The following is a 26,480-nucleotide window of genomic DNA, read 5'->3' as shown; positions in this document are numbered from 1 at the left end:
AGGCCCGCGTGGGTCGTGGCGAAACGAGCAGGGAATAAAAGATGAAAGTCATTAAAATGAGCGATGTCGATCTCGGTGGTAAGCGAGTACTGATTCGTGAAGATCTTAATGTGCCAATCAAGGATGGTGTGGTGAGTTCTGATGCGCGTTTGCGCGCGGCGTTGCCAACTTTAAAATTGGCTTTGGCGGCGGGTGCTCAGGTCATTGTGATGTCGCATCTTGGTCGCCCGTCTGAAGGCGAATTTGAAGAACAGTACTCTTTAAAACCGGTTGCCGACTATTTAAGCGAAGCGCTTGGTCAAGAGGTTGCGCTGCTCCAAGATTGGCAAAGCGGGGTGACCTTGGCTAACGGGCAACTGGCCTTGCTGGAAAACGTGCGCTTTAACAAGGGCGAGAAAAAAGACGAAGAGTCTTTAGCCAAGGCCTATGCGGCGCTTTGCGATGTGTTTGTGATGGATGCCTTTGGCACCGCTCACCGCGCCCAAGCGTCAACTCACGGCGTCGCTAAATTTGCACCTATCGCCTGCGCTGGCCCACTGCTGGCCAGTGAATTAGAAAACCTAGAACGTGCACTGGCCAATCCCGCGCGGCCCTTCGTGGCCATTGTTGGCGGCTCTAAAGTGTCTACCAAACTCACCGTGCTCGAAACCCTGTCGGACAAAGTTGACCAGCTGATTGTTGGCGGCGGCATCGCCAATACCTTCTTGGCGGCGGCAGGCCATAACGTCGGAAAATCACTGTGCGAAGACGATTTGATCCCCAAGGCTAAGGCCCTGATGGAAAAATGCAGTATTCCGCTGCCAAGCGATGTTGTTACCGGCAGGCAATTTGGCGAGAGCGAGCCCGCCATTTTGCAAGCGGTTGAAAATGTTGGCGACGACGATATGATTTTTGATATTGGCCCAGATTCCGCTGCACAGTTAGCTGAAATACTGAAGCAAGCTGGCACCATTATTTGGAACGGCCCCGTTGGCGTATTTGAATTTGACCAATTTGGTGGCGGCACCGAAGCCATTGCCAAGGCCATTGCCGAGTCTCCGGCATTTTCCATAGCGGGTGGTGGTGATACCCTTGCCGCTGTTGATAAATATGGCATTGCCGAGCAAGTTTCCTACATCTCCACCGGCGGCGGCGCCTTTTTGGAATACGTAGAAGGCAAGGTATTGCCAGCAGTAGCAATTCTAGAAGAGCGCGCAAAAGCTTAAGGGAGACGCTGGACGGGAGACGGAAGACGCTTTTTTTGTTTGGCATCTCCCGTCTTCCGTCCAGCATCTAGCATACAAATTGAAATTTAAAAGGAAATCACCATGGCACTTATCAGTCTACGCCAAATGCTGGACCACGCTGCCGAATACGGTTATGGCGTTCCCGCATTTAATGTAAATAACTTAGAGCAAACCCGCGCTATTATGGAAGCGGCGCGTGAAACCAATAGTCCGGTCATCATGCAGGCCTCTGCGGGTGCCCGCAAATACGCGGGTGCGCCGTTTTTGCGGCACATGATTTTGGCCGCGATTGAAGAGTTTCCAGAGATTCCGGTGGTTATGCATCAGGATCACGGCACCAGCCCCGCTATTTGTCAGCGCTCTATGCAGCTGGGTTTTAGTTCGGTAATGATGGATGGCTCGCTGCTGGAAGACGGCAAAACCCCAGCGGATTACGATTACAACGTCGACGTTACCCGCCGTGTTGTTGAAATGGCCCATGCCTGCGGCGTGTCGGTTGAAGGCGAATTGGGTTGCTTGGGTTCACTTGAAACAGGCCAAGCTGGCGAAGAAGACGGTGTTGGCGCCGAAGGTATATTGTCTCACGACCAGATGCTAACCGATCCAGAAGAAGCGGCCGATTTTGTTGCTAAAACGGGTGTTGATGCGTTGGCTATTGCCTGTGGTACCAGCCACGGCGCGTACAAATTTACCCGTCCGCCTACAGGCGATATTTTGGCGATTGATCGGATTAAAGCGATTCACGCCCGTATTCCAGATACCCATTTGGTTATGCACGGTAGCTCCAGTGTGCCCCAAGATTGGCTGGCCATTATCAATGAGTTTGGCGGTGAAATTCCCGAGACCTACGGCGTGCCAGTAGAGCAAATTGCCGAAGGTATTAAATACGGCGTACGCAAAGTGAATATCGACACCGATTTGCGCTTGGCGTCTACGGGTGCTATTCGTCGTTTCTTGGCGAAGAACCCTAGCGAGTTTGATCCGCGTAAATATTTGCAAGAAACTATTAAAGAAATGAAGGCAATTTGTATTGCCCGTTATGAAGCTTTTGGCACTGCCGGTAATGCCTCTAAAATTAAACCTATGAGTCTCGAAGCCATGTATATGGAATACGATTCTGGCCGTTTAAACGCCAAGATAAAGTAATACTTATATAGGGCCAGCCACTGAGCTGGCCCTATATAAGCTTGTTTTTTCGCGCTCGCCCCCAATCCTCATATCTTTTCTGCACCTTTTTTCTGCCGATTTCGCGTCATAAATTCTTATTTTATTTATGTTAAAATCGCGGCCGCTCGCATATTCATTTTGAACATGCATTAAAAAATCGTTTTTAATTATTATTGAAAAGGTGTTTATGGATATCGCAAAACTGCAAAAGCAATTACAAGCTGAGCACAAAGCAATAGATCAAAAGTTTAAATTTATCTCCGAACTCCAAGCACTGATGACCAAGCACGGACAAAGTGCAGATGACTTATTGGCTATTCTAACTGCCGCGCCAGCCGCCGATACTCCGCCAGCTAAAAAGCGGGGCCGCAAAGCCGGTGTTAAAAACGCGCCTAGTGCAAAAAAAGACAGCAGCACAAATACGCCCCAAAAGATCCGCAAAAAAATGGCGCCACGACCACTACGCAGTTTTAAAAACCCCAAAACTGGCGAAGTGACCGAAACCCGCGCGCCACAGGTCGATAAAGTCATTAAAACCTGGGCTCAAGAGCTTAAAGTCGACTGGCGCAGCTTAGAAGTTTAATGCCTTTTTAAAGATAGTGAGGGGTGGTTTCCCACCCCGACTCGGTTCCTTGTTAGTCGCTACTCGGTTATTCTTCTAATATTCAGCTAAATGCATGAACTCGCCTCTTCGCGCACTAGTGTGGTCGGGGGAATTTTTACAATAAATAAGGACTATTTATGCGGATTTTGACCCCAGCAGTATTGCTTGTTGCTGTTTTTATTGCCGCCTGCGGCGGTACTAATACCTCATCTAATCGGAGTAGCAACACTTCCGCAGCTTTAGCAGAAGTAAGCTCCGGTCGTTTAATCGATAGCCCAGTGAAGGGCATAACTGCCAAAACCGGAACGCTGAGCAGCACGACGGATATTGATGGTCGCTTTTCATATCGCGCAGGGGAAACCGTTAATTTTAGTATTGCCGGTCTGAGTATAGGTACAGGCAGTGCGCTGGAGATAATGACTTTGCTCGATTTGGTCGACGGCGTGCGGGCGGATTACAGTGCCGGCATGAGCTTTGACGAGATACTAGGTAAATATCCCGCGATACTTAATATCGCCCGCTTTTTACAAAGCCTCGACATTGACCGTAACACGGCCAATGGCATCGCGATTCCTCCAGAAGCCGCTCAGCTGGTTGCCTCTTACGCGAGTAGTATCCAGTTTGCGGTAAGTGATTTGTTTGTTAGTGAAGACAGCCCGGCTGTGAAGTTTATTTGCGAGGTGTTGCAGGCCCGCGGTTGGGCGAGCTGTGGACTGGCTGATATTGTTAGCGTCGCAGACGCAACCGATGAGCTTAGTGAAACCGAAGCGGCAGTCGCCTCTGGTGCAGCGTTAAACCAATTGCCGGTTGCCTCGGCAGGTAATGACCAGATTGTGATTGAAGGCGACACCGTTATTCTGGGTGGGTCCGGTGGCGATAGCGATGGTGGCGTAGTGAGCATGCAGTGGCAGCACACCGACCGCAATGGCATCGCTAAAAACAATGCGGTACAAATCACTGATGCTGACAAAGCCGGGGCTAAGTTTGTGGCGCCGGAGGTGGCGGCCGATACCATACTGTATTTCAGCTTTACTGTAAGCGATGATCAGGGCGCGCAGGGTAGTGATATTGTTAATGTGCTCGTGCAAGACAACGACAGCAAGCCTGTAAACCAAAAGCCGCTTGCAGTCGCTGGTGACAATCAAATTGTGAGCCCTGCGGCGACAGTCACATTAGATGGTAGCGCCAGCAGTGATGCCGATGGTGAAATTAGTTATAACTGGCTGCAAGTAGGCGACGGTGAGGCCGTGGGTATAATCAATGGCGGACAAGCCGTGGCGAGCTTTGTTGCGCCAAGTCCAGCCGAAAGTATTACCCTACAGTTTAAACTCACCGTGACCGACGACAAGGGTGCTACTGATAGCGCCTTGGTATCGGTACTGGTGCAAGTGGACACTGAGACCGGTGGTGAGGATAGCAATCAGCCACCCGTGGCGGATGCCGGTGCAGATCAAAATGTCGAATCAGGCAGTGTGGTAAACCTCGATGGAAGCGGGAGTAGCGATCCTGATGCCAGCGATGAGTTGAGCTATAGCTGGAGCCAAGACAGCGGCCCAACAGTTACATTGAGTGATGTAAATGCAGTGCAGCCCAGTTTTACCGCGCCAGAAGTCGAAGAAGTTACCGAGCTGAACTTCACTCTTGGTCTTAGCGATGGCAGCTTAAGCGATAGCGCTGGTGTCACTATTACGGTCACGCCAAAGCCCGCGCCTTTTAGTGTTTGCGAGCCAGGAAGTGAGAGCTTCGATCTGCAAAGCTGCGGTAATGATTTCTGCGCAAGCTTAGTTAACGAAGGCGTAGCAGCTCAGTGCGCTAACTTTGTCGATGATATCGCGAATAGCGCGGAGTTAGCTGTGTTGGAAGATTGCGCTACAGATACCGACGCCTGTGCGGCATTTCTGCAAGGTGCGCTTTTTGAGCAGTGCCAAACGTATTTGGGTGACAATGGTAGTCAGCTCTGTGATCCTTTCGCTCTAGGTCTTTCAACTGAGGTGGTAGATTGCATTACCTCGGAAGAGAAGGATTCATGCCTCGCGCAGTTTTTGAGCGAAAATAATGTGGCCGCGTGTAGCCCAGACTCTGCACCTGATGAGCTGTGCTGGCCTTTCGCCACGGATACTGGCGAGGCCTGTCTGCCATTTCAGCAGGTCTTGTTAGAATCCGATCAAACCTGCAGTTCAACCTTGGCGACAGACTCGATTCCGGCATCGCCTGGTCTCGGAATGTAAATGGAGTTTTAAACGCGTTTTAAAAGGAGCTTCGGCTCCTTTTTTTATGTCTGTTTACCCTAGTGTTTAATTTACTGCCTAATTTGTCGTTATGGGTTTTACCGTATACAGTCATATAGGGTGGTGGCTTAAGATGGAGTCATGAATATCTTCCTTCCAAGAGGCTAAATTGTGAAGTCAGAATTGTTTTCGTGGCGAGGCGGCTGGGCTACAGACAGCGCAATGGTAGATGCTGCGCTGGTGATTTATTTTGCTGGAGCTGCATTGGTGCGCGGTCAAAATGTCGCGGCCATCTTGCGCGAGCGCTACCCCCATGCGCGGCAAATAGGTTGCTCAAGCGGTGGCGAAATTTGCGATGCCGAGGTATTTGACGACAGTATTTCTGGCGTGGCGGTGACTTTTGAACAGGCTAAATTCGTCATTGTTAGTGCGCCAGTAACGCCTGGCGAGGACCATAATATCGGCGCCCAGTTGGCCACCGAATTACTTGGCGAAGAGCTGAAACTGGTGTTTGTTCTATCTGATGGCCTAAATGTTAACGGCAGCGAATTGGTGCGGGGTTTTACCGGCGTACTGCCGAGTAGCGTGCTCTTAACCGGCGGGCTAGCCGGTGACGGACCTGATTTTGGCGAGACCTATGTTGGCCTAGATAATTCACCCCAAACCTTGCAAGTGCTGGCTTTGGGCGTGTATGGCAGCGGTGTGCATTGCAGTAGTGGCAGTATGGGCGGTTGGCAGGTGTTTGGCCCGCCTCGCCAGATTAGTCGCTCGGAAGGTAGCGTGTTGTATGAGCTAGATGGTACCCCTGCATTAGATTTGTACAAAAATTACCTCGGCGCTGAAGCAGATAATTTACCTAGTAGCGCGCTGCTTTATCCTTTGGCTATTCGCGCGCCAGGCCAAGATAATCAAGATATTGTGCGCACGATTATCGGCGTAGACGAAGAAAATAAAAGCCTGATTTTTGCCGGCGATGTCCCAGAGGGCTATAGCGCCCAGTTAATGAGTGCTAGCTTCGCACAGCTCGCCCGTGGTGCTGAGCTGTCGGCCGAGCAAGCGGAGGTTGGCCCGAGCAATAACGAAGTCTTGGCGCTATTGGTAAGCTGTATTGGCCGAAAGCTACTAATGGGGCAAATGGTGGCCGACGAAGTTGAAGCAGTGAAGGATGTGCTGCCCTCAGCGACAAAAATGGCGGGTTTCTATTCCTATGGCGAGATTGCTCCCCACGGCTTTACCGGAAATTGTCAGTTGCACAACCAAACCATGACCATTACCACTATTTGGGAAGACTAGATGGCCATGTCTAGGCACCGTTTATTACAGCGGCAATTAAGGGCTGCAAGTACCGGCGAAACCGTTGACGTTGAAAAGTTGCTGGAACTGGTAGGCGCGGCCTACGCCGACTACGACTCAGTGGTTGAGCGCAGCCAGCGCTCGCTTTCCGTGATGTCGGCTGAACCGGGAGCAAGTAACGAGGCTCTGCGAGCCGAAACGGTCAGGCTCAGAGAATTTTATGAATATGCCGTAGATAGCGCGGATATTGGCTTGTGGGAGTGGCAAATACCCCAAGCTGTGATCGACTGTAACACGGGCTTCAAAACCATTATTGACTATCCAGCAAGCTGTTCGCTAAGTGTGGCCGAGTTTATGTTGGCCAACATCCTTGAGGACGATTTTAAATCCCTCGAAAAGCGCATGTTTAGTCATATTCGACGTTACGACAGTTTGTTTGAAACCCGTGTGAATATCCGCAAGCCAACTGGCGAGCCCAGTTGGGTGATAATGCGGGGCAAGGTTATTGAGCGTGATGGCGGCGGCGTGCCGCTGCGTATGGCGGGTACCTTGGTAGACATCAATGACCAGGTTGAATATGAGGCGGCACTAGAGACATTAGGCCGCTTATCTGGGCAAATTAATTTAAATCTTGAGCAAAAGTGTGGTCAATTACTGAGCTTGCTCAATAATATTATTGGCACCGACTTTGGACGAATCAATGTACTTGAGGGTGAGTCAATCAAGGTTTTGTTTACTGCGGGTATGGCCTCGAAAATGGTGCCCGGCACCCTCAGTAAATTTGATAATACGCTTTGTGCAAGCTGTGTAGACTCAGGCAATCGGGTGCGGATGATTCCTGATTTAAGCAAGGCGGGATTTGCAGAGCATCCCGCCCGTAAGCATATGGGCGTAGAGAGCTATATTGGCGCGGCGATATACGTGCAGGGCGAGCTGTATGGCACGGTTTGCCATACGTCCTCGAAGGTGTCGCGGTTTACGGATATTCACAAAAACTTAATGCAGTTGGCTGCGCACTGGCTGGGCGGAGAAATTGAGAGGGAACAGAATCAGCAATCGTTAAGCAATGCCCACGCTGAATCCGTGAGCGCAAATTTGGCAAAATCCGAATTTTTGGCAACGATGAGCCATGAAATTCGCACGCCGCTAAACGGTATTATGAGTTTGGTGGAAATTTTGCGAGAGTCTCCCGCTGACAATTTGCAGCGCCAGCGTCTCGACACCATGCAGCGTTCCTCCCAAGCATTGCTGGCGGTGATTAGTGATATTCTCGATTTCTCCAGAATAGAAGCTGGCAAGCTTGAACTGGAGTGCAAGGTGTTCGACTTAAATACTTGCATCCGCGACACAGTAGATACTTTTCAGGCGCTGGCCGATGAGAAAGGTGTAGAGCTCACCGCCTATTGTGATAGCCATGTGCCAAGCCACGTTAATGGTGATGAAGCGCGTTTAAAGCAAATATTGAATAACTTGTTAAGCAACGCTTTAAAATTTACCAGTGCGGGATTTGTAAACTTGTCGCTGTATTGCGACGGCGAGAAGGGTGGGCCAATTCGTTTTGTGGTGCAAGACTCTGGCGTGGGCATGACTCCAGAGCACATCGACAAAGTATTTGAAAAATTTACTCAAGCCGATAGTACGACGACCCGCCGCTACGGCGGCAGCGGCTTAGGCTTAACGATAAGCCGGCAATTGGCCGAGTTGATGGGCGGCAGTATTAGCGTTGAAAGTGAGCTTGGCCAAGGCTCCCAATTTAGCGCGCGGCTGCCCCTGCAATGGGCCGAAGCTCAGGAGTATCGCGCCATTGAATCTGCTGTAGAAAATGCACCGGCAGTTGATTTTGATGTAACGGTATTGCTGGTGGAAGACAATCAGGTAAACCAATACGTTATCAATACCATGCTAGAGAGCCTAGGTTGTAAAACTACTATTGCTGCCAACGGTTTAGAAGCCTTGGCCTGCTTGAAAGAGCTGCAATTCGATATGGTATTTATGGATATGCAAATGCCCGAAATGGACGGTATTGTCGCGACTGAAAATATTCGTCTAAATCCGGCATTGCAGGCGCTACCAATAATTGCCATGACCGCCAATGCACTGGCGAGTGATCGCGAGCGCTGCCTCGTGGCGGGTATGAATGACTATTTACTAAAGCCGTTTAGAAAAGATCAGTTGGTTGAAATGATCAGTAAATATCAGTCCTGAGTTAGTTCAAGTGGTAAGCTTAATTTGACACCAAGTGCGGGGCGCCCCTAGTTGGTGTCAATTAGATCAATGTTCTTGACGCTTAGCTGCGGCAAGCAAAAACCACGACATCACCGAAATCCACACCGCAAAAATAGCAAGTGGTAGCCAAAATGGGAATAAACCATTCCAAGCGAATACCCCAGTTTTAAAGAAGAATGGCAGCAAGGCGGGAACCACCAATACCGCTACCCATAAGGTTAAAAAGCCTGTCCAGCGCGGCAGAATTGCCTGAGTGTTGTTGCCCGTTAAAATAGCAGTACCCAAGCTAAGCGCTTGTATTAAAAACGGTGGCGCAGGCGTAATCAGCAGCAACCAGCCAATATCATTTAATAATAAAATTAAATTGGGGTCGCGTTCGGGCCTAAATGCCGCAAACTCAAAGAAAAATGCTGGGAATAGAAAAAACAAACTGCCAATCGTGCCGCCCAGCATTTGTGCAGGAGCAAAAAAACCATTGTTCCCTTCAAATGTTTTAATTGCTGCGGATAAGCTAACGCTCCACGCAATATAAAACGCTGATGCAAGCATCATCAGCACCATGCCCACTCGAATACCCGTTAAATTACTTTGATAAATCAACACGATCTCGTCAGCAGAGGCGCTAGGCTTATGCGCAGGAATAAAATTCGCAAATAGTGCTGCACCCACTCCAAGTAATAAAATAAATATCGGGCCAGACCAAGCGCCGGCTAAATGAGAACGTGGAAGCATTGTTTTATCCTTATGAGTATATGTATTCATGATAGTTTCTTGGGAAATTATAAGCCAGCGATAGAACAATAAAGAAGCTGTCATACCGGACTTGATCCGCTATCTGGTTGGGTGGCTGTGGGCTACTTATTGAGGTGGGTGTAAACTGGGGCTTAGGCCCCAGCTTCTAGTAGTTCTAACTCTTCCTGTAATGTTAGCCACTGCTCTTCGGCGTCGTCATTTTTTGCGCTCAGCTGGCTTTGTTCAGCCAGTATTTGCTTCAGCTTATTTTTATTCGCGTCGTCGTAAAGGCTAACATCGGCAAGTTGCTGTTCGATGACCGCCATTTGCTCGCCAAGCTTGTGCATGGTTTGCTCGAGCTTTTTGATTTTTGAGGTTAGCGGCGCGAGTTGGGCGCGGCGGGCTGCGGCGTCTTGGCGGGCCTGCTTTTTGTCGACTAAGGGCGCACTGGTGTCGGCGGTGCTTGCTGGTGCACTTTTATCGCGATTGAGCAGCCAGTGGCGGTAGTCTTCTAAGCTGCCGTCAAAGGGTTCGGCTTTGCCGCTGTCGACCAGCAAAAATTCATCCACCGTGTTGCGCAGCAGGTGACGGTCGTGGGACACCAAAATCACCGCGCCTTCAAAATTTTGCAACGCCGTGGTGAGGGCGTGACACATTTCTAAATCAAGGTGGTTGGTGGGCTCATCGAGTAGTAACAGGTTTGGTTTCTGCCAAACAATGAGTGCCAGCGCCAGACGGGCTTTTTCACCGCCAGAGAAGTTTTCGCAACTCTGTTCGGCGTGGCTGCCGTGAAAATTGAAGCCACCGATGAAATTGCGAATTTCCTGTTCGCGGGCTGTCGGGCGCAGGCGCTGCAACTGGAGTATGGGGCTGGCGCTTAAGTCCAAAGATTCTAGCTGATGCTGGTTGAAATAGCCCATATACAGGTGTTCGCCCTGCTGGCGCTGGCCGTGCAGGGGTTGCAGGCTGCCCGCCAAGGTTTTCATGAGGGTTGATTTACCCGCGCCATTGGCGCCAAGTAAGCCCAGCCGGGTATTGGGGTGAATACTCAGGTTCAGTTTTTTTACAATCGCGCTGTTGTAGCCAAGGTCAGCCTGCGACAGGCTTAGCAGTGGGTCAGAGAACTGTGACGGCTCATAAAACTTAAAGCGAAACGGCGAGTCGATATGAGCCGGTGCAATTTCGGCCATGCGTTCTAGGGCTTTAAGCCGGCTCTGCGCCTGTTTGGCTTTGGTGGCTTTGGCGCGGAAACGGCGCACAAAGTCTTCCATGTGAGCGCGCACCACTTGTTGTTTTTCAAAGGCTTGCTGTTGCTGAGCCATGCGTTCGCCGCGCTGGCGCTCAAATGCGGAGTAGTTGCCGCGATAACGAGTCAGCGTTTCGCGCTCAAGGTGCACAACGTGGTCGCAGCAGGCATCGATAAAGTCGCGGTCGTGGGAGATTAGCAGCAGGGTGCCTTCGTAACGATGTAACCATTGCTCAAGCCACAGGCTGGCGTCGAGATCCAAGTGATTGGTTGGCTCATCCAGCAGCATAAGGTCTGAAGGACACATTAGCGCTTGGGCTAAATTAAGACGAATTCGCCAGCCACCGGAAAAGTCGTTTACCGGCTTTTCGAGTTCCTCGAGTTTAAAGCCGAGGCCGGTGAGTAGGCGCTCGGCGTCGCTGCGAATCTGGTAGGCGTTAATTAGGTCGAGTTCACCGTGGAGTTCCGCCAGTTGGTGGTCGTCGCGGCAGTTGGCAATGGCTGCCTCGATGTCGCGAAAACGGTGATGGCCGTCTATAACGTACTCTATGGCGGCTTGATCGCTGGCGTCGACCTCTTGGCGCATTTGGGCAATTTGCCAGTTGCTGGGCAGACGCAGTTCGCCACTGTCGGCAACTAATTTACCGCACAACAGCTGAAAGAGGCTGGATTTGCCACTGCCATTGGCGCCAACCAGCGCAATGTGTTCGCCGGGATTGACCCGCAGATCGACGGCCTCTAGCAATGGTTTGCCGCCGCGTTGTAAGCTGAGATTTAGGAGTTCTATCATGATGGGCCGCGATTATAGCGTGAGTATCAGCTAATGGATGAAAAATTTGTCGATGATCGTCCCCGAGAAGCCTTACGTGACTACTCGCTTTGGGATTATGCGCTGGCAGTGTACTCGCAACCGGCGATTCAAGCCCAGTGTTTACACTTACAAGATCGTTACGATCTGGATGTGAATTTGTTATTGGCCGCAGGATATTGGGCTTGCGCCCAGCGCTGTTGGAGCAATGCGCAGGTTGATGAATTGGTTGCAGAGTCGGCTGATCTGCGTGAAAACTACGTTTTGCCGCTGCGCGCGCTGCGTGTTAAAGCAGCGGGGCCGAAGCGAAAATTCCTATATCAGGCACTAAAAAATGCCGAGCTGGCCGCGGAGCGCCTACAAATTGATGCAATCGCGCGCCTGCTCAGTGTTATGCCCAGCAATGTTAAAGCTGACGGTATAGACGATTATGAATTTAATCTGCAAGCCTACGCCCGCGTGTACACTGGCCGAGAGCGCGTTAGCTTGATGACGGATCTTAACGAGTTGGCGGCGGCATTGGCCGCCGCCGCGATTTAGAAGTCGTCGAATAAGCTAGCCAAGCGATCGGCTTGTTTGTCGGGGTGACTGGGGATGTCGCTCATACGGCGCACGCGGCGCTTGGGGCGAGGTAGGTCAGCAGGTGCAGGGTTGCTTGCTAGCGCCGGCGGGGCTTCGGGTTTGACGCTCTGGGCGGCGCTGGTGGCCTTGGGCTTCGCAGTAGTTTTCGGCGCGGCTTCGGGATGTACCTTGGGCGCAGTTTTACTTGCGGGGTTGGCTGGGGCTTTGGCTGCAGCCGGTGGTGTGGTTTTAACCGCCGTTTTCTTTGCTGCGCTGGTTTTAGCGCTCCCGTTCGCCTTGCTTAGCGGTTTGCCCAGTGACTTGTCGGTGTCGAGCATCGCCTTTAATACGGCTTTTTCTTTGCGCAGCTGCAGGCGTTGTTCAATAATTTTTCCGCGCAGCAGAGCTAATTGTGCCTGATCACTTTCAATATTACGCTGGAGGCTGGCTACGCTGGTTTTGATACGACCTTGGACGCTGGGTTTGGCATTTTTAGGGTCTTTTAAGCGCTCTTGGTAGAGTTTAAGTTGCACGCGGGCTTTATCTAGCTGTGTTTTTAGCGTTGTTTCCTCTTTTTCGATGATAATAAGTGCTTTTTCTAAGACGTTAATGTGCTTTTCTCTGAGCGTGAATAGCTCAGATTGCAGGTGATGCAGTGTTTCGAGCGGGCTGTTAGCCGATTCGCCTTTGTTTTTATTGTTGCTGGTCATGAGTTTAACCCTGTGAATGGTTAAAAAAACATCAATTAGCATTATACAAACTTGCGGTAGAGAATCTATCACTGAAGTGTTGATCTAACCCGCGGTATTTATTGATATTGCCTCTGTGTCTGTTGGAACGCTTGTGGCAGACTATGGTCTGATAACACATGTCGAATCCACGACGGTTCTTTTATCCATAAAATTAAGGTAGTTACATGAATAAGACACTGGTGTGTGCGGTGGTAATGAGTGGTCTGCTAACGGCTTGTAGTGGCGATACATCGTCAAAAGCCAATTTAGATTCCGAGATCGGAAAGGTCAGCTATGGTATTGGCGCAAATATCGGTGCCCGTTTTGGCGACGACCTACCCTTAGATGTAGATGCCTTTAGTGCCGGTGTGCGCGATGCGCTTGCTGGTGGTGAAATGCAGATGACAGAAGAAGAAATCATGAGCACCCTGCAAGCCTACCAGCAGAAGCAGTTGGCTGAGCGCCAGGAAGAAGCGCAAGCGGCTGGTGGCAAGAACCAGGCTGAGGCTGAGGCCTTTTTTGCGAAAAATGCTAGCGTTGAAGGTGTAACTACCACAGACAGCGGATTGCAGTATCAAGTACTGGTTGAAGGCAAAGGCGATAAGCCAACTGCTGACGATACAGTAGAAGTGCATTATCACGGCACCCTGTTAGACGGCACGGTGTTCGACAGCTCTTATCAGCGCGGCGAAACAGTGAGCTTCCCCGTTGGTGGCGTTATTCCAGGTTGGACCGAAGCATTGCAACTGATGCCGGTGGGTTCTAAATGGAAGTTGTTTATACCACCAGCCCTTGCTTATGGCGCGGGTGGTGCTGGCCAAATGATTGGCCCAAATGCCGCACTGGTATTTGATGTTGAGTTGATCAGCATCGCTGGCGCAGAGTAAGTCGTTAGCGAGTTTGATAAAAAAGCCCCGCAGGTCGGGGCTTTTTTATGCTTGTTTGATGTGTATTGGAGCGTGAAATTTGCTCTTGAGGTGGATTAGCCGAGTGACAAGCTTGGTGGGCTACAAATAAAAACCGGCCCGAAGGCCGGTGGTGCAGAACATCCTTGTTTGCACCGATGTCATCCTTGACGCTGTTTAGTTTACTCCCATGGAAGCGTAGGGAAATCGGCGATTAGCCCCACGCTGTGTAGGAAATCGCCCATATAACGGGCTGGATTAGCGGTTCGGTTGTTTGTGGCTGGAATTTTCCCAATTAAAACAAATGCTTGGTGAGTATCTCGTCACTCCAGTCCCTTAGCTTTTGTCGGTCTTGCTCGGAGCAAGCCGTGTTTGGAAGTACCGCATCAGTATGCGCCCTGCGGTCGAACCAGAGCTGTCCGGACGGCGCGCTACTTATTTCTGGTGCGGCGGCTAGCCAGACCATCGTGTCTGCCCCCATGCGGCTGTCGCGAAGATGGCGATGCATGGCCTTGTTAAATGCGGGCAGTGATTTGGCAACACCCGGGGTGGCCGCCCAGCCGGGATGCATGGCGTGGACAGTCGCGAGCTGGTTTTCACGGTGCTGGCTCATGGTGAGCAGCGCTCGTTTGGCGCGGGCATAGGCTTTGCTGCCGTCAAAAGGCGGCGTGCTGTATTGCAGGTCATCGAGCGCTAAGCCTTGTAGATACAAACCGCCGGAGACCACATTTATGATTCGGCTATTTTGACTAAAGCTGGGGTTTAGGGCCTTGCTCAGTAATAGGGGGGCAAGGAAATTAAGGGCTAAGCTGCGCTCAAGGCCCTCGTCGGTTATTTGGCGCTCGGCAAACAGCGCGCCGGCATTATTAATTAAAACGTCGATGTGTGGGTGGTTCGCGCTAATTTCCTTGGCCTTGGCCGCGGTATTTTCGAGGCTCGATAATTCAGTGTTGTAAATGTAAAGCGTATCGCTTGGGCAGCCGCTGAAATCGCGAATTTCCGCGGCGGCTTGTTCTAGACGAGATTTATCTCTACCGATGAGAATTAAGCTGGCGCCGAGTCGGGCTAGCTCGCAGGCCGCGCTAAGGCCCAGGCCGGCGGTGGGGCCGGTGATCGCAATCACTTTGCCGTCTAAGCGTGTTGAATGAGATTTTCTGACTTGGGTTAAATAGCCGCGACGACCGAAATTGATTGCGGCGGGCAGTATCATTCGGTCAGCGACAGTATCTTTAAAACGCATTGGGGCCGGCTCTGTGGGGATTTCGAGGGCGCGCTGTAGACCGCTAACGGCATTTTTACCGATGCGCTTTAGCAGCGGGCTAATGAACCAGGCAAATGGGGATGGCATCCAGTCGAGGTGGAGCTCGGCGCGATAGTGAATTTCGGTAGTTTCGGGGTCTAATGCTTTTAAACTAATGGTATCTAGCGCCGAAAAATTGCTACCGACACCGTGTAATATCAGTTGGCGCTGTTCGTCTATCGACACTTGCGTGTAAAGCATATTTGTTGATCTGCCGCCGGGCAGTTTTAGCTTAAGTTGGTACTTACTACCAACTTCTGGCCTTCCTGGGCTGAGTTTGCGGGCCTGCAGTACTGCAGGATCCCACTGTTCGATTGTGGCGAAGTCTCGTAAGTAGGCAAAGCATTCGGCAATCGAGCGCTTTACTGTAATGTATTCTTCTAAGGTTTGGATCATGGGTTGCTGCCAGTTTGATAAGCACTGACTTGTACGACGTGTAAGACTAATTCGATCAGGTGTTAAGCTGGGGCGGCGCTGAAGTTCAGCGGAGATTTGGGCTTTGCCGCGGCATTGTACAAATGCCGCGGCGGGGGCTTAGCGTATTTCGGGTATAAAAAGCATCAGAATGGCCATTGCGCCAATTAAAAGTGCAATGTGGGTGCTAAATAGATCGTTGCTGGGGGTGTTGCTGGTGATAGCGTTTTCCTTGCTATTAAACATTGCCTTCTCTCCTGTTGAAGTGCCGCTTCTATAGTATCGGTAAGTGCTGTGGTTTTGCGCCAGCGATTATCTTGGTAGTAATTCTCTGTTGCCCGCTAAGTATCCCCTGTGACGTAGTGCTGGGGTATAAGGAAAAACCACGGTGCCAAACTACGATATACTTAGCGGTGCGCTTGTTGTACGTAAGGGTGCAAAATAGGTTTACCCCAAGTGAGGGTATTTTAGTTATAGATGGAGACGCGAATTGAAAAAGCAGGGTGTTAAGCCGGTAAGTAGTAAGGAACCGAAAACCCGTGCTCGGAGAATGTCACCGGAATTGCGCCACGAACAAATATTGCACTGTGGTATTCAGATGTTTGCCGAACGGGGTTTGGCCAATGCCAATCACGCAGATATTTCCGCCGCAGTGGGTGTATCTATTCCAACGGTATTTCATTACTTCCCGTCGATAGATATGTTGCAACGGTCAGTGTTGACCGAAATTCACCGTTATTTTCTCGATAAAATGATTATAGTGCGCTTAGATAAGTCGGCACCCGCCTATGAGCGTATTGAAGACTTGCTGCTCGCCTTTCAAATTCTGATTGATGAGAACAGCCATTATGTACGGATATGGCTGGAGTGGTCGGGTTTTACTCGAGGCTTTATCTGGGATATGTACCTCGATTTTTATAAAGAAGCGGTATCTGGCCTGCGCAAATTGCTATTAGAAGGCCGCCAAGACAATTCTATCTCCTCGGAAATTAATGCCAGCGATGCTGCGCGGGTCATTATGGGCATGGCGCATACTGTCGCGCACATGCGCTACTCGGGTAATTCTAAACGCACAGTACAAAATACCGTGCACTCGCTCGTTATGAGTTATTTGGCGCCAGAAGAGTAGCGCCTTCGTTTCACTTCCTTTATCTCTTCGCGTGGCCTTGCAGCTAACGAGCGGGCCACTAGTGGTACATTGTTTTTGATGCTATATTGATTTAATAGTCAATAATTGATATCAAGAGATTCTTTAGGCTTCATAATCATGCATGCAGCGCTTGATGGCCCTCTGGCTGGGGCCGCTGGGTTTAACAAAAGGTGGACCCCGATCTTTTGCTGGTGGCTTGCTGAGCTAAAAATTTCGAGTGTGCACTTGTATTTTGTGAGAGCGCCTAATCGCAGATCACAGCCGTGATAGCCAATAAATTTAACCTTATCCTTAATCGAGAGCGCCACGCCGGTGCATTGGAGTGAGTAAATGGATGTATTTAATACCGCCGACGCAATAGCGCGAATTAAGGCTGGCCCGCAGGGGCCAAGCATAGGCGCATTTTTTGATTTTGACGGCACCTTGATTGACGGCTACTCGGTTGGCGAGTATTTCAAAGAGCGTATTCGCACGCGCACCATCAGCGTTAAAGAGCTTGTCACTGGGGTAACGGCGCCGTTTAAGGGTATTGCTAACGAGGCTGAATTTTCTCAGCTGTTTAAAGATTTAATCGCCGAATGGGCGGGCAATAGCGAGGACGAAGTTCGGGCGCTGTGGCAAAAATTATTTATTGAACGCATTGCGCGGTGCATGTTTCACGAAGCCTATAGTTTGGTGCAGGCCCATATGCAAGCAGGGCATACGGTGGCAATTGCTTCGTCGGCAACGCGCTATCAAATTGAACCCTTGGCGATCGAATACGGTATTGAGCATATTCTGGCCACAGAATTAGAAATTAAGCGCGGCATCGTAAATGGCAAGCTTAACGGTGAGCCGCTGTGGGGAAAAAACAAGGCGGCGGCGGTGCGCGGCTTTGCTAAAAAGCAAAAAATTAATTTGAGCAAAAGCTACGGCTACGCCAATGGCGATGAGGACATCGATTTCTTATCTACGGTGGGTTTAGCCACAGCGGTTAATCCTCAGAAAGAACTGCAGCTTAAAGCAGCATCAGAGGCTTGGCCCGTACTAAACTTCGATCCCCGCAAGCGCGCGCCGTTTAAAGCCTTTGCTGGCACCGTGGGCGCGTATTCGGCCATGACCGCAACTATGTTAGCGGGCATGGCGTATAACCGATTTTACAAAGAGCCGCGCCGCGCTGCAGATATGGTCGGCACCATTGGCAGCGAACTGGGCTTGGCGCTGGCGGGTATAAAAGTAAATATTCTCAATGAACACAATCTGTGGCGAGTGCGCCCCGCAGTGTTTATTTTGAATCACCAAAGCAAACTCGACTTCTTTATTTTTTATAATATTATTCGTCGCGAGCTTACCGGTGTTGTAAAAAAAGAAGCCGAAAATGTACCGGTGATTGGTCCGTTTCTGCGTATGGCTGAAATGTCGTTTCTCGACCGCAGTAATTCTAAAAAAGCGATTGATGCACTGCAACCCGCAGTAGACCGTCTGAAACGCGGCTTGTCGGTGGCCATTGCACCCGAGGGCACGCGCTCTTACACACCTAAGGTCGGCCGCTTCAAAAAAGGCGCTTTTCATATAGCTATGCAAGCCGGCGTGCCCATTGTGCCGGTGGTGATACGCAATGCTGGTGAATTAATGTGGCGTGAAGATGCCACTATGCGGGCCGGCACCGTGGATATTTGTGCCTTAGACCCGATTGATGTTAGTCAGTGGGACCCTGCAAACCTAGACGACAATATTGCGGCGGTGCGGCAATTGTTTGTAGATACCTTGGCTGACTGGCCTACCGAGACCAAGACGATGAACGACAGTAGCTTGGTAAATTAAGCGCAGCCAATAAACCCAGAGCAGGATGTTCTTATGGAAGAAGTGCAAGAGGCGATCACGGCTGATGAAGTCCAAACGGCCGCGCCAGATTCAAAATCAGAGCCGATAAGCAATCCAGTAAAAATGCCGCGCAGGGTGACTAAGGCTCGTGTAAATAAAGCCCCTGTAAATAAAGCTGCTTCTGCCAAGGCCGCCCACCAACAAGCTGAGCCGTGCAGCCCCGAGCGCTTGCAGGCTCTGCGTAGCTGGGGCGGCGATAAGGTAATGTCTGCCGCCGAAGCCATTATGTGGCGCATGGAAGTTTTGCCCAAAACCCGCTCAACCGGTACCTCGGTGCATATGCTCGACGGCTGTCCTGATTGGCAGCGTTTTTTAGACACCATGACCTGGATGGTGTCCTCGGTGCCGCGTCTGCGGCAACGTGTGTTTGAAACCGGTATCCCCGGCCAGCTGCCGTGCTGGGTAAATGACGATACCTTTAGCCTTCACTACCATGTGCGCCGCGTGTCATTGCCGGCGCCAGGCGGCTACCGAGAGCTAATGGATTTTTTGGAAACCTTCGCTACCACGCCCTGTGATCGCAGTCGGCCACCGTGGGAGATAGTGCTAATTGAAGGCTGCGCAGAAAACCGCAGCGCGTTTGCAATGAAGATCCACCATAGCCTCACCGATGGCGGCGGCTTAATACAATTGTTTAACAGTGTTCTCGCGCGTGATCCAAATGAATATTTTGGCGGCGATGCTACATGGCCGGCGGCTACTTCGCCGTGGTCGAGGAATTTTGCGGCGCGGCTTATCGGCGACGCTAAGCAGTTTAGCGGTGGTGTGTCGTCTTTGGGTCGGCAGGGCTTGGCGTGGCTGCGCAGTGGCAATACCGAGCTTTCGCGTATCGCGCTAGATTACAGCCGCTCGCTGCTTGCCTTAACTCAGGCGCAAAGTGGCGGTGGTTCGCCGCTGTTTCGCAAACGCAGCTTGGCAACGCGTTTTGAACTGCTAGACGTGTCTTTCGCGCCTTTAAAGGCGGCAGCCAAAGCCGCGGGTGTTTCGTTTAATGATGTTTATCTGGCTGGGATTATTGGCGGCTTTCGTCGCTACCACGAAGCCTACGATATGACGCTTGAGGCTGTGCCCCTGTCTTTTCCGGTGAGCGTGCGCAAGCCAGGGGATCCCGCGGGTGGCAACCGGTTTAGCGGGGTAAGTTACCGCGCGCCGGTGCACAATGATTTAGCTCAGCAGCTAAAAGAAGTAAGTGAATTTGTTAGTCAGGTTCGCAAAGAACCGGCAATCGACTTTTTCAATCAAATAATGCCTAGCTTATTAGCCATGCCCAGTTCGGTGGTCGCAGCGCTAATGTCGGTGGTCACCAGTCGCATGGATGCCCAAGCTAGTAATATTCCAGGTATGCGCGACACGGTGTATTTGGCGGGCAGCAAAGTACTTGCGCATTACGTGCTGCCACCACGACCTGGTTGCGCGGTGATGTACGCCATGATTACCCATGGTGACACGGCGTGCCTAGCTTTAAATATTGATCCGGCGGCTATTAAAGAGCCTCAGCTGCTGCTTGATAGCGTTACTGCCGAGTTTAACGATATTATTCGGCAATACGCCGCAGATTAAAGGATTAAGGATGAAGCAAGGTAATGGCAAGTTTCGCGGTTGCGAAGGTATTAAAGTTTTCTGGCAGTGCTGGCACGCCGAAAACCCCGTTGCGGTAATGATTGTCGCCCACGGCTTGGGCGAGCACGGCGGTCGTTACGCCGAGCTGGCACACGCGCTGGTGGCTAAAAATATTACGGTTTATGCAATTGACCATCGTGGCCACGGTCAGTCATACGGCCATCGCGGTGCGATCAATCGCTTTCAGTACTGTATAGAAGATCTCGATCAACTGGTTGATAAGGTCACCGAGGAACACAAACTGCCATTGCTGTTGTTGGGGCATAGCATGGGTGGCGCAATCTCGGTGGGTTACACCCTCCAGCATCAAGATAAATTATCGGCCTTGTTATTGTCGGGTGCCGCTCTGGCGTCAGATGTGGTTAATGCACCAGTAAAAGCGCTATGCGGTTTAATCAGTGTTTTTGCGCCTAACTTGCCAGCCTTTGCCGTAGCGCCGGAGCTAGTGAGCCGAGATCCTGCTGCCGTTGCCGACTACAGCGCCGATCCTTTAAACCTTAGCAGCCGCGTGCCGTTAAAAACTATTTCGGAAATGGTGAATACCATTGCCAAACTGCCCCCGCAGTTTGAGCGTATTCGTCTGCCTATTTTTATTATGCATGGCAGTGACGACAAGCTTATTCCCGCCGCGGCGAGCGAAGCGTTCAATGCAAAAATCAGCTCTACAGACAAACAGTTAAAGATATACCCGGGTTTGTATCATGAGATACTCAATGAGCTGCCAGAGGATCGGCGGCAAGTGGTTAGTGATATTGTCGCTTGGGTAAGCGAGCGCTATCCGGCGGCTTAATTTGTAACCGCTCTAAAAAGCACAGTTCGAGGCGACTCTCGCTGTGCTTTTTTATTTTTGGCGCCTTGTAAACACCAGTCCTCGATTTAGCGCCATTGTGAAAGCCCCTTTGTTATTCTGAGCGCGCCCTCCGTCATTCTGAACTTGATTCAGAATGACGGAGTAACTAGCCACCGCATCCGTATAGTGCCAATTTTCGCGACGTCAAGGGCGGTGAACAATCGCGCCATTGTCGTAAAACTCAGCGCAAGCTAGCAAAGAATTTGCGAATATCTTGAGTGAGCTGCTCGGGCTCTTCCATTGCGGCAAAGTGGCCGCCGCTTGGCATTTCTGAGTAGTGTTGCAAATTATAGTAGTGCTCTATCCACGCTTTGGGTTGGCCGAGCACTTCCTCTGGGAAGATGGCTAAGCCGACGGGGGCTTCTACCACAGGGTTGCGGTCGTGGGACGGCGTCCAGGGGCGATGCACGGCTTCGTAGTAAAAGCGCGCTGAAGTGCCAAAACTTTGAGTAAGCCAATAGAGCATTACCGTGGTAATGAGATCGTCTTTTGAAAAGCGGCTCTCTACGTCGCCGCCGCAGTCACTCCAGTCGCGACGCTTTTCTAAGATCCACGAGCACAGGCCAACTGGCGAGTCGTTTAGTGCGTTAGCCAAGGTTTGCGGGCGGGTTGTTTGCAGGGCGAAGTAACCGCCGCCGTCGGCAAAAAACATCGCGTTCTTTTCGGCAATGCTTTGGTCTGCGGCAGTAAAGAAGCGCTCGTCAACAACGCCACCACTGAAAGTGTCTAGCGGTAGCATGGTAGTGAAGTGGGCGCCAATTAGCCGGTCGGCGTATTTGTGACCGAGCTGGGCGGTGATAATCGCGCCCCAGTCGTGGCCGTGGGCGGCAAATTTGCCGTAGCCCAAACCGGTCATTAATTTTACAAATATATCGGCGGCGCTGCTGAAATTAATGCCAGTGGTGGTGAGTGGCGTTGAAAAACCGTAGCCGGGCAGTGAGGGAATCACCACGTCAAAGGCGTCGGCGGGGTCGCCACCATAAGCGGCGGGGTCGGTCAGTGGGCCAATGAGTTTTTGGTAATCCCAAAAGGTCCACGGCCAGCCGTGGCTTAGGAGCAGCGGGGTGGGTGATGGGCCGACGCCTTTTTTGTGCAGAAAGTGAATGGGCATGCCGTCGATGTCGGCGCGGAAATGCTCAAACTGGTTCATGGTCGCTTCGTGTTCGCGCCAGTTGTAATCCGTGCGCCAGTAGTCGACCAGCTCTTTTAAATAAGTGGCATTGGTGCCGTATTCCCAGTTGTCATTGCTAAAGTCGTCGCAAAAGCGAGCGCTGTCTAAGCGCTTCTGTAAATCGTCGAGCTGACTTTTATTAATATCTATAACAAAGCGTTCGATGTTCATCTGATGTATATCCTTATTAATGCCAAAGCAGCGTCAGGTTTAGCCCATCATTTTTTCAAGCAAGGCCAGCATTTTGTCGGTGTGTGGCGCCTTGAAGAATGGCGTTAAGCTGAGTAATCCTTGCTTGTAATAGCCTTTGCCGTGGCTTAATTGACGGAAACCGTCAAAGCCGTGATAAGAACCCATGCCGCTGTGACCAACACCGCCCAGTGGCATGGTGTCTTGTAAAACGTGGGCGGCAATATCGTTTACGACCATGCCGCCGGAGGTGGTGTTGTACTTTAGCAAATTAATTTCGGATTGCGATTTACCAAAGTAATACAGCGCTAAGGGCCGCTCGCCGGCATTGATGTGACCGACTACGGTGGAGATGTCGGAGTAGGTTTTGATTGGCATGGCGGGACCAAAAATTTCGTCGCTCATAATTTTACAGTCATCGCTGGGGTCGATAACCAATGTTGGTGCCAGCTTGTGGTGATCGTGTAGCGCGTCTAAGCCAATGTCGTCAGACAGTGGAATGGTTTCAAAGCCTTTGCTCTTTGCCTCTTGGATGTAAGAGGCAATGCGAGCGCGATGGCGGGCATTGATAATAGAACCGTAGTCGTCGTTGTTGGCAAGATGGCCAAAATTGTCGGACACAAAGTTTTTGGCGAGGCGAATAAACTCAGGCAGCACTTCTTTTTTAACAAAGGTGTAGTCGGGGGCTAAACATATTTGCCCAGCGTTCATAGTCTTAAAGGTGAAGATACGTTCAACCGCGGCTTTTAAGTCTGCGCCTTCGCCAATAATAACGGGGCATTTGCCGCCTAGCTCAAGTGTTAGCGGTACCAAGTTTTCGGCTGCAGCGCGCATCACGTGTTTAGCTACCGAGGGTGCGCCGGTGAACACGAGGTGGTCAAAGGCTTGCGAGGTAAACGCCGAAGCCACTTCTGGGCCGCCGTTTACCACGGTGATTTCTTCGGGGCTAAACGACTCTGTGAACAATTCGGCCAGTAATTCTGAGGTAGCTGGGGTTAGCTCAGAGGGTTTAATAATGGCGCGATTCCCAGCCGAGATGGCATTGCCAAGCGGCGAGAAGGTTAGCTGAATGGGGAAGTTCCACGGCGCGACAATGCCGACAACGCCCAGTGGCTGATAAAAAACATGGGCGTCGGCGCCCAGTACATTCAGCGGGAATTTCGCGCCGCGCTTTTCCGGCCTCATCCATTTGGCGGTGTTTTTACGGCAGTATTTTAGACTTTCGATAGGCACCAGTATGTCAAAAACTACGCTGTCGAAGTGCGAGCGGGCGCTGTAATCGGCTTTTAGGGTGGCGGCCAGCTTCTGCTTATTGGTGCGTAGCATGGCGATTAAGCGATCTAGGCGATCGATCCGCGTTTTGGCGCTAGGGTAGCCTTCGGCAAGGAAACTGGCGCGCTGAAGATCAACGGCATTTTTTATACTTTGAAAGTCTGAAGTGGGGTTTTCGGCTAGGGGGGCAACGCTGTTCATAGTATAAACCTCTGATCTGAGGGTGTGGTTATGGCTGCGATTATGTCCTTACGCTAGGTGTGGAAAAACCGCGGAATTGGGTGTTTAAGCTGTTATTTTGACGGGATACTCCCGCAAATTAGCGTGAAACCTAGGGCGCAGTGGCATGCTTATGGCGCTACTGGACTGGGTTTCAGCGGACTTATCTTTTTGATGGTGGCACTTAGTGATCTCTAAGTCAATAACGCCTAATGAGCCTGCTGCGCAGAAATGCGACTAGCGTTCGAGCTGCTTGCGAAATTGCAGTGGCGTGGAGCCGGTCCAGTTTTTAAAGGCGCGAATAAAGGCACCGGGCTCGGTATAACCGGTTTTGTAGGCAATTATCTCGATGCTGTCGCTACTACTGGCCAGATAGTGAATGGCGAGTTCGCGGCGCATGGTGCTGCGTATCGATTGAAAGTTGGTGCCCTCTTGTTTCAAGCGGCGGCGCAAGGTGTCGGGGCTAAAGCCGAGTGCCGCGCTAGTGTCGCGCAGGGCTGTTTTGGCGGTGAGGTGGTCGGGCATTTCACTAAGAATATGGCGTACTTGTAATGAGAACTGACCGCTTTCATTTAGCGGCAAATACAAGTTTGCTGGCGCCTCTTTGAGATAGCCAGCGAGCTTGGTTTCGTTTTGGACAATTGGCCGCTCTAGGTAGGCGCTGTCGAATTCCAGCGAACTATAGGGCTGACCGGTTAATACGGGAGAGCCGTAAAACAGGTAGTGGTGTTCATGGTGGGCGGGGCTGGGATAGTCAATGCGCACCCCTTGCAGAGCAATGCGCTCGTTGATCAGCCAATTGCTAAAGCGATGTACCACCATCAATGCCGTGTCGATGGCAAAGCCGTTTAACACTGGCATATTGTTGCGGCGATGGATTTGTAATTCGGCGCGGCGGCCCTGCACATTGAGTTGGTAGGCTAAGCTGTTTTCGAAGAGGTTGCTGAACTCGGTATAGCGCAGCAGTGCATCGCCAAGGGTTTTGGCATGGACTACATTTACGCATATAGCGCGGTAGGTACCTAAGCGTTGGGGTTTGGCGAGTAGGCCATACTGTTCATCATTGAGTCGGTCACTACTTAGGCGGCATAGTTTAATGAATTTTTGGATGGGGATACGGGTTTGTGGTAATTCTAATAACCGAGCATCGATACCGCATTTACGCAGCAATGCGGGAATGTTGATACCTTTGCTTGCCGCGCCAGAAAGGCTGCGGCCCACGGTGGCCATTGAGATACTGAGCGAGTCGAAATTATCCATATAGCGTGATTATAGCTGACGACTTGCATTCAAATGTTAATTTTTGTGTCATTTTTTGGTCATTGTCTCGGTCAGTCCAATCTTTCACACTGTGGCCCCGAACCTAGGCTAAGTCAGTTTTGGCCAGAATTTGAATCTCTATAATGTAAATCCGAGGTACGCCGTGAGCACAGCTGCATTTATATATGAAGCCATTCGTAGTCCCCGTAGTAAAGGTAAGACGGGCGGTACACTTAACGAAGTGAAGCCTGTGGCGTTGATCGCCGGCTTGCTGAAAGAAATCCAGCAGCGCAACGACCTTGATACCAGCCGGGTTGACGATGTGTTGCTAGGCTGCGTAACCCCAATTGCTCAGCAAGGCAGCAATATAGCCAAGGCCGCCGCCCAATTTGCGGGCTGGGATGAAACGGTTGCTGGGGTGCAGTTAGACCGTTTTTGCGCCTCTGGCTTAGAGGCCGTTAACACCGCAGCGCAAAAAATTGCCTCGGGTTGGGACGACTTGATTGTTGCTGGTGGCGTTGAGTCGATGTCGCGCGTGCAAATGGGCAGCAATGGCGGGGTGATGTTTTCTGATCCCGAGTTTATTTTTGGGCAGCGCTCTGTTCCCCAAGGCGTCGGCGCTGATTTGATCGCTACTCTGGCCGGCTGGGATCGTACCGCCGTCGACAGTTTTGCAGTGCAGTCGCAGCAGCGCGCGGCCTTTGCGAGAGACAATGGTTATTTTAAATCAGTCGTGCCAGTGCGTGATGCCAGTGGTGCGGTGATTCTGGGCCAAGACGATTTTATTAAGCCCGATAGTACCCTTGAGTCCCTCGGCACCCTGCGGCCCTCATTTGCAGCGATGGGCAGTGCTGGTATGGATGATATGGCATTGTCTAAATACACCTCGGTTGAGCAGATCAATCACGTACACACCGCAGCAAATTCCTCCGGTATTGTTGACGGTGCCAGCGCGGTACTTATTGGCAGCGAGGCAATTGGAAAAGAGTTGGGACTGGTACCCCGTGGCCGTATTGTCGCCACCGCAGTTACCTCAACAGATCCCGTTATCATGCTCACTGGCCCAGGCCCCGCAGCATTGAAATGCCTGAAAAAAGCCGGTTTAAACGTTAAAGATATCGACCTTTGGGAGATCAACGAGGCCTTCGCTTCTGTCGCGTTGCGCTTTATGGACGATCTTGGCATTGACGATAGTGTGACCAATGTTAACGGTGGCGCAATTGCCATGGGTCACCCTCTGGGCGCAACTGGAGGCATGTTGGTCGGCACGATTCTCGATGAGCTTGAGCGCCGCAATCTAAAGCGCGGTTTGGTTGCCCTATGTGTGGGTGGCGGAATGGGTATCGCAACGATCATCGAGCGGGTGTAAACCGCGAATAGCAGACGGCAGTAATCTTGGCATCGCACAAAGCAATTCCGCGGCGGTGCCCCTCTGACGAACAGCA

Annotated in this window: 21 protein-coding genes; 13 read left to right on the top strand and 8 right to left on the bottom strand. The window is 51.2% G+C overall.

Annotation, left to right across the window (positions count from 1 at the left end; genetic code table 11):
• Positions 1–41 precede the first annotated feature (41 nt).
• From AB4876_RS02990 to AB4876_RS02965, 6 genes are all read left to right on the top strand, one after another.
• Positions 42–1,205: a phosphoglycerate kinase gene (locus AB4876_RS02990; protein ID WP_368380164.1), complete on the top strand. Its 1,164-nt coding sequence runs from the start codon at positions 42–44 to the stop codon at positions 1,203–1,205.
• 102 nt (positions 1,206–1,307) lie between these two features.
• Positions 1,308–2,372, top strand: coding sequence for a class II fructose-bisphosphate aldolase (fba, locus tag AB4876_RS02985; protein WP_368380163.1), 1,065 nt, complete (start codon positions 1,308–1,310; stop codon positions 2,370–2,372).
• A gap of 208 nt (positions 2,373–2,580) precedes the next feature.
• On the top strand, positions 2,581–2,976 hold the full coding sequence (locus AB4876_RS02980; RefSeq protein ID WP_368380162.1) for a hypothetical protein: 396 nt from the start codon (positions 2,581–2,583) through the stop codon (positions 2,974–2,976).
• Between the two features lie 158 nt (positions 2,977–3,134).
• Positions 3,135–5,225, top strand: coding sequence for a PKD domain-containing protein (locus AB4876_RS02975; RefSeq protein ID WP_368380161.1), 2,091 nt, complete (start codon positions 3,135–3,137; stop codon positions 5,223–5,225).
• Positions 5,226–5,396: 171 nt separating this feature from the next.
• Positions 5,397–6,518: an FIST signal transduction protein gene (locus tag AB4876_RS02970; protein WP_368380160.1), complete on the top strand. Its 1,122-nt coding sequence runs from the start codon at positions 5,397–5,399 to the stop codon at positions 6,516–6,518.
• Positions 6,519–8,723 (top strand): ATP-binding protein, encoded by a 2,205-nt coding sequence (locus tag AB4876_RS02965; RefSeq protein WP_368380159.1) that lies wholly within the window; start codon positions 6,519–6,521, stop codon positions 8,721–8,723. It begins immediately after the preceding gene.
• 66 nt (positions 8,724–8,789) lie between these two features.
• Here AB4876_RS02965 and AB4876_RS02960 read toward each other — a convergent pair whose 3' ends face one another.
• Complete coding sequence (locus AB4876_RS02960; RefSeq protein ID WP_368380158.1) at positions 8,790–9,476, bottom strand: hypothetical protein; 687 nt, start codon at positions 9,474–9,476, stop codon at positions 8,790–8,792.
• Between the two features lie 152 nt (positions 9,477–9,628).
• The gene (locus tag AB4876_RS02955; RefSeq protein WP_368380157.1) at positions 9,629–11,512 is read right to left on the bottom strand and encodes an ATP-binding cassette domain-containing protein; all 1,884 of its coding nucleotides are present in this window, start codon (positions 11,510–11,512) and stop codon (positions 9,629–9,631) included.
• Positions 11,513–11,545: 33 nt separating this feature from the next.
• Between AB4876_RS02955 and AB4876_RS02950 the strand changes: the two genes are divergently transcribed.
• Positions 11,546–12,070, top strand: coding sequence for a TIGR02444 family protein (locus tag AB4876_RS02950; protein ID WP_368380156.1), 525 nt, complete (start codon positions 11,546–11,548; stop codon positions 12,068–12,070).
• On the opposite strand, the gene AB4876_RS02945 is transcribed toward AB4876_RS02950, so the two are convergent.
• A complete protein-coding gene (locus AB4876_RS02945) occupies positions 12,067–12,801 on the bottom strand; it encodes a hypothetical protein (protein WP_368380155.1) in 735 nt (244 codons plus the stop codon). The two genes, AB4876_RS02950 and AB4876_RS02945, sit on opposite strands and share 4 nt — an antisense overlap.
• 206 nt (positions 12,802–13,007) lie before the next feature.
• Here AB4876_RS02945 and bamJ point away from each other — a divergent pair, with 206 nt between their 5' ends.
• Positions 13,008–13,709, top strand: a complete 702-nt coding sequence (bamJ, locus tag AB4876_RS02940; RefSeq protein WP_368380154.1) for a BamJ family beta-barrel-assembly machinery protein — start codon at positions 13,008–13,010, stop codon at positions 13,707–13,709.
• A gap of 313 nt (positions 13,710–14,022) precedes the next feature.
• On the opposite strand, the gene AB4876_RS02935 is transcribed toward bamJ, so the two are convergent.
• Complete coding sequence (locus AB4876_RS02935; RefSeq protein WP_368380153.1) at positions 14,023–15,423, bottom strand: SDR family NAD(P)-dependent oxidoreductase; 1,401 nt, start codon at positions 15,421–15,423, stop codon at positions 14,023–14,025.
• Positions 15,424–15,561: 138 nt separating this feature from the next.
• Positions 15,562–15,687, bottom strand: coding sequence for a hypothetical protein (locus AB4876_RS02930; RefSeq protein WP_368380152.1), 126 nt, complete (start codon positions 15,685–15,687; stop codon positions 15,562–15,564).
• Positions 15,688–15,931: 244 nt separating this feature from the next.
• Here AB4876_RS02930 and AB4876_RS02925 point away from each other — a divergent pair, with 244 nt between their 5' ends.
• The 4 genes from AB4876_RS02925 (at position 15,932) to AB4876_RS02910 (ending at position 20,864) form a co-directional block, all read left to right on the top strand.
• On the top strand, positions 15,932–16,570 hold the full coding sequence (locus tag AB4876_RS02925) for a TetR/AcrR family transcriptional regulator (RefSeq protein ID WP_368380151.1): 639 nt from the start codon (positions 15,932–15,934) through the stop codon (positions 16,568–16,570).
• Between the two features lie 351 nt (positions 16,571–16,921).
• Positions 16,922–18,394, top strand: coding sequence for an HAD-IB family hydrolase (locus tag AB4876_RS02920; RefSeq protein ID WP_368380150.1), 1,473 nt, complete (start codon positions 16,922–16,924; stop codon positions 18,392–18,394).
• Positions 18,395–18,427: 33 nt separating this feature from the next.
• A complete protein-coding gene (locus tag AB4876_RS02915) occupies positions 18,428–20,014 on the top strand; it encodes a wax ester/triacylglycerol synthase domain-containing protein (RefSeq protein ID WP_368380149.1) in 1,587 nt (528 codons plus the stop codon).
• Positions 20,015–20,024: 10 nt separating this feature from the next.
• Positions 20,025–20,864, top strand: a complete 840-nt coding sequence (locus AB4876_RS02910) for an alpha/beta hydrolase (protein WP_368380148.1) — start codon at positions 20,025–20,027, stop codon at positions 20,862–20,864.
• A 241-nt stretch (positions 20,865–21,105) separates the two neighbouring features.
• Here the strand turns inward: AB4876_RS02910 and AB4876_RS02905 are convergent, their stop codons facing one another.
• The 3 genes from AB4876_RS02905 to AB4876_RS02895 form a co-directional block, all read right to left on the bottom strand.
• Entirely contained in the window at positions 21,106–22,266 is a 1,161-nt protein-coding gene (locus tag AB4876_RS02905) for an epoxide hydrolase family protein (protein WP_368380147.1), read from the bottom strand.
• Positions 22,267–22,305: 39 nt separating this feature from the next.
• Entirely contained in the window at positions 22,306–23,757 is a 1,452-nt protein-coding gene (locus AB4876_RS02900; RefSeq protein ID WP_368380146.1) for a coniferyl aldehyde dehydrogenase, read from the bottom strand.
• 255 nt (positions 23,758–24,012) lie between these two features.
• Positions 24,013–25,035 carry an AraC family transcriptional regulator gene (locus tag AB4876_RS02895; RefSeq protein WP_368380145.1) on the bottom strand — a complete coding sequence of 341 codons (1,023 nt, stop codon included), beginning with the start codon at positions 25,033–25,035 and terminating at the stop codon, positions 24,013–24,015.
• Between the two features lie 163 nt (positions 25,036–25,198).
• Here AB4876_RS02895 and AB4876_RS02890 point away from each other — a divergent pair, with 163 nt between their 5' ends.
• Entirely contained in the window at positions 25,199–26,404 is a 1,206-nt protein-coding gene (locus AB4876_RS02890; RefSeq protein WP_368380144.1) for an acetyl-CoA C-acetyltransferase, read from the top strand.
• The last annotated feature ends 76 nt before the right edge of the window (positions 26,405–26,480 follow it).

Source organism: Zhongshania guokunii (genome assembly GCF_040892635.1).
Taxonomy (GTDB): Bacteria; Pseudomonadota; Gammaproteobacteria; order Pseudomonadales; family Spongiibacteraceae; genus Spongiibacter; species Spongiibacter guokunii.
Note: the sequence above shows the minus strand (reverse complement) of the source record. Positions and strands in the feature narration are given on the sequence as shown.

Coding starts and splice junctions, on each gene's coding strand:
- AB4876_RS02990 (WP_368380164.1), top strand. CDS start 42: ATGAAAGTCATTAAAATGAGCGATGTCGATCTCGGTGGTAAGCGAGTA.
- fba (WP_368380163.1), top strand. CDS start 1,308: ATGGCACTTATCAGTCTACGCCAAATGCTGGACCACGCTGCCGAATAC.
- AB4876_RS02980 (WP_368380162.1), top strand. CDS start 2,581: ATGGATATCGCAAAACTGCAAAAGCAATTACAAGCTGAGCACAAAGCA.
- AB4876_RS02975 (WP_368380161.1), top strand. CDS start 3,135: ATGCGGATTTTGACCCCAGCAGTATTGCTTGTTGCTGTTTTTATTGCC.
- AB4876_RS02965 (WP_368380159.1), top strand. CDS start 6,519: ATGGCCATGTCTAGGCACCGTTTATTACAGCGGCAATTAAGGGCTGCA.
- AB4876_RS02960 (WP_368380158.1), bottom strand. CDS start 9,476: ATGCTTCCACGTTCTCATTTAGCCGGCGCTTGGTCTGGCCCGATATTT.
- AB4876_RS02955 (WP_368380157.1), bottom strand. CDS start 11,512: ATGATAGAACTCCTAAATCTCAGCTTACAACGCGGCGGCAAACCATTG.
- AB4876_RS02950 (WP_368380156.1), top strand. CDS start 11,546: ATGGATGAAAAATTTGTCGATGATCGTCCCCGAGAAGCCTTACGTGAC.
- AB4876_RS02945 (WP_368380155.1), bottom strand. CDS start 12,801: ATGACCAGCAACAATAAAAACAAAGGCGAATCGGCTAACAGCCCGCTC.
- bamJ (WP_368380154.1), top strand. CDS start 13,008: ATGAATAAGACACTGGTGTGTGCGGTGGTAATGAGTGGTCTGCTAACG.
- AB4876_RS02935 (WP_368380153.1), bottom strand. CDS start 15,423: ATGATCCAAACCTTAGAAGAATACATTACAGTAAAGCGCTCGATTGCC.
- AB4876_RS02930 (WP_368380152.1), bottom strand. CDS start 15,687: ATGTTTAATAGCAAGGAAAACGCTATCACCAGCAACACCCCCAGCAAC.
- AB4876_RS02920 (WP_368380150.1), top strand. CDS start 16,922: ATGGATGTATTTAATACCGCCGACGCAATAGCGCGAATTAAGGCTGGC.
- AB4876_RS02915 (WP_368380149.1), top strand. CDS start 18,428: ATGGAAGAAGTGCAAGAGGCGATCACGGCTGATGAAGTCCAAACGGCC.
- AB4876_RS02910 (WP_368380148.1), top strand. CDS start 20,025: ATGAAGCAAGGTAATGGCAAGTTTCGCGGTTGCGAAGGTATTAAAGTT.
- AB4876_RS02905 (WP_368380147.1), bottom strand. CDS start 22,266: ATGAACATCGAACGCTTTGTTATAGATATTAATAAAAGTCAGCTCGAC.
- AB4876_RS02900 (WP_368380146.1), bottom strand. CDS start 23,757: ATGAACAGCGTTGCCCCCCTAGCCGAAAACCCCACTTCAGACTTTCAA.
- AB4876_RS02895 (WP_368380145.1), bottom strand. CDS start 25,035: ATGGATAATTTCGACTCGCTCAGTATCTCAATGGCCACCGTGGGCCGC.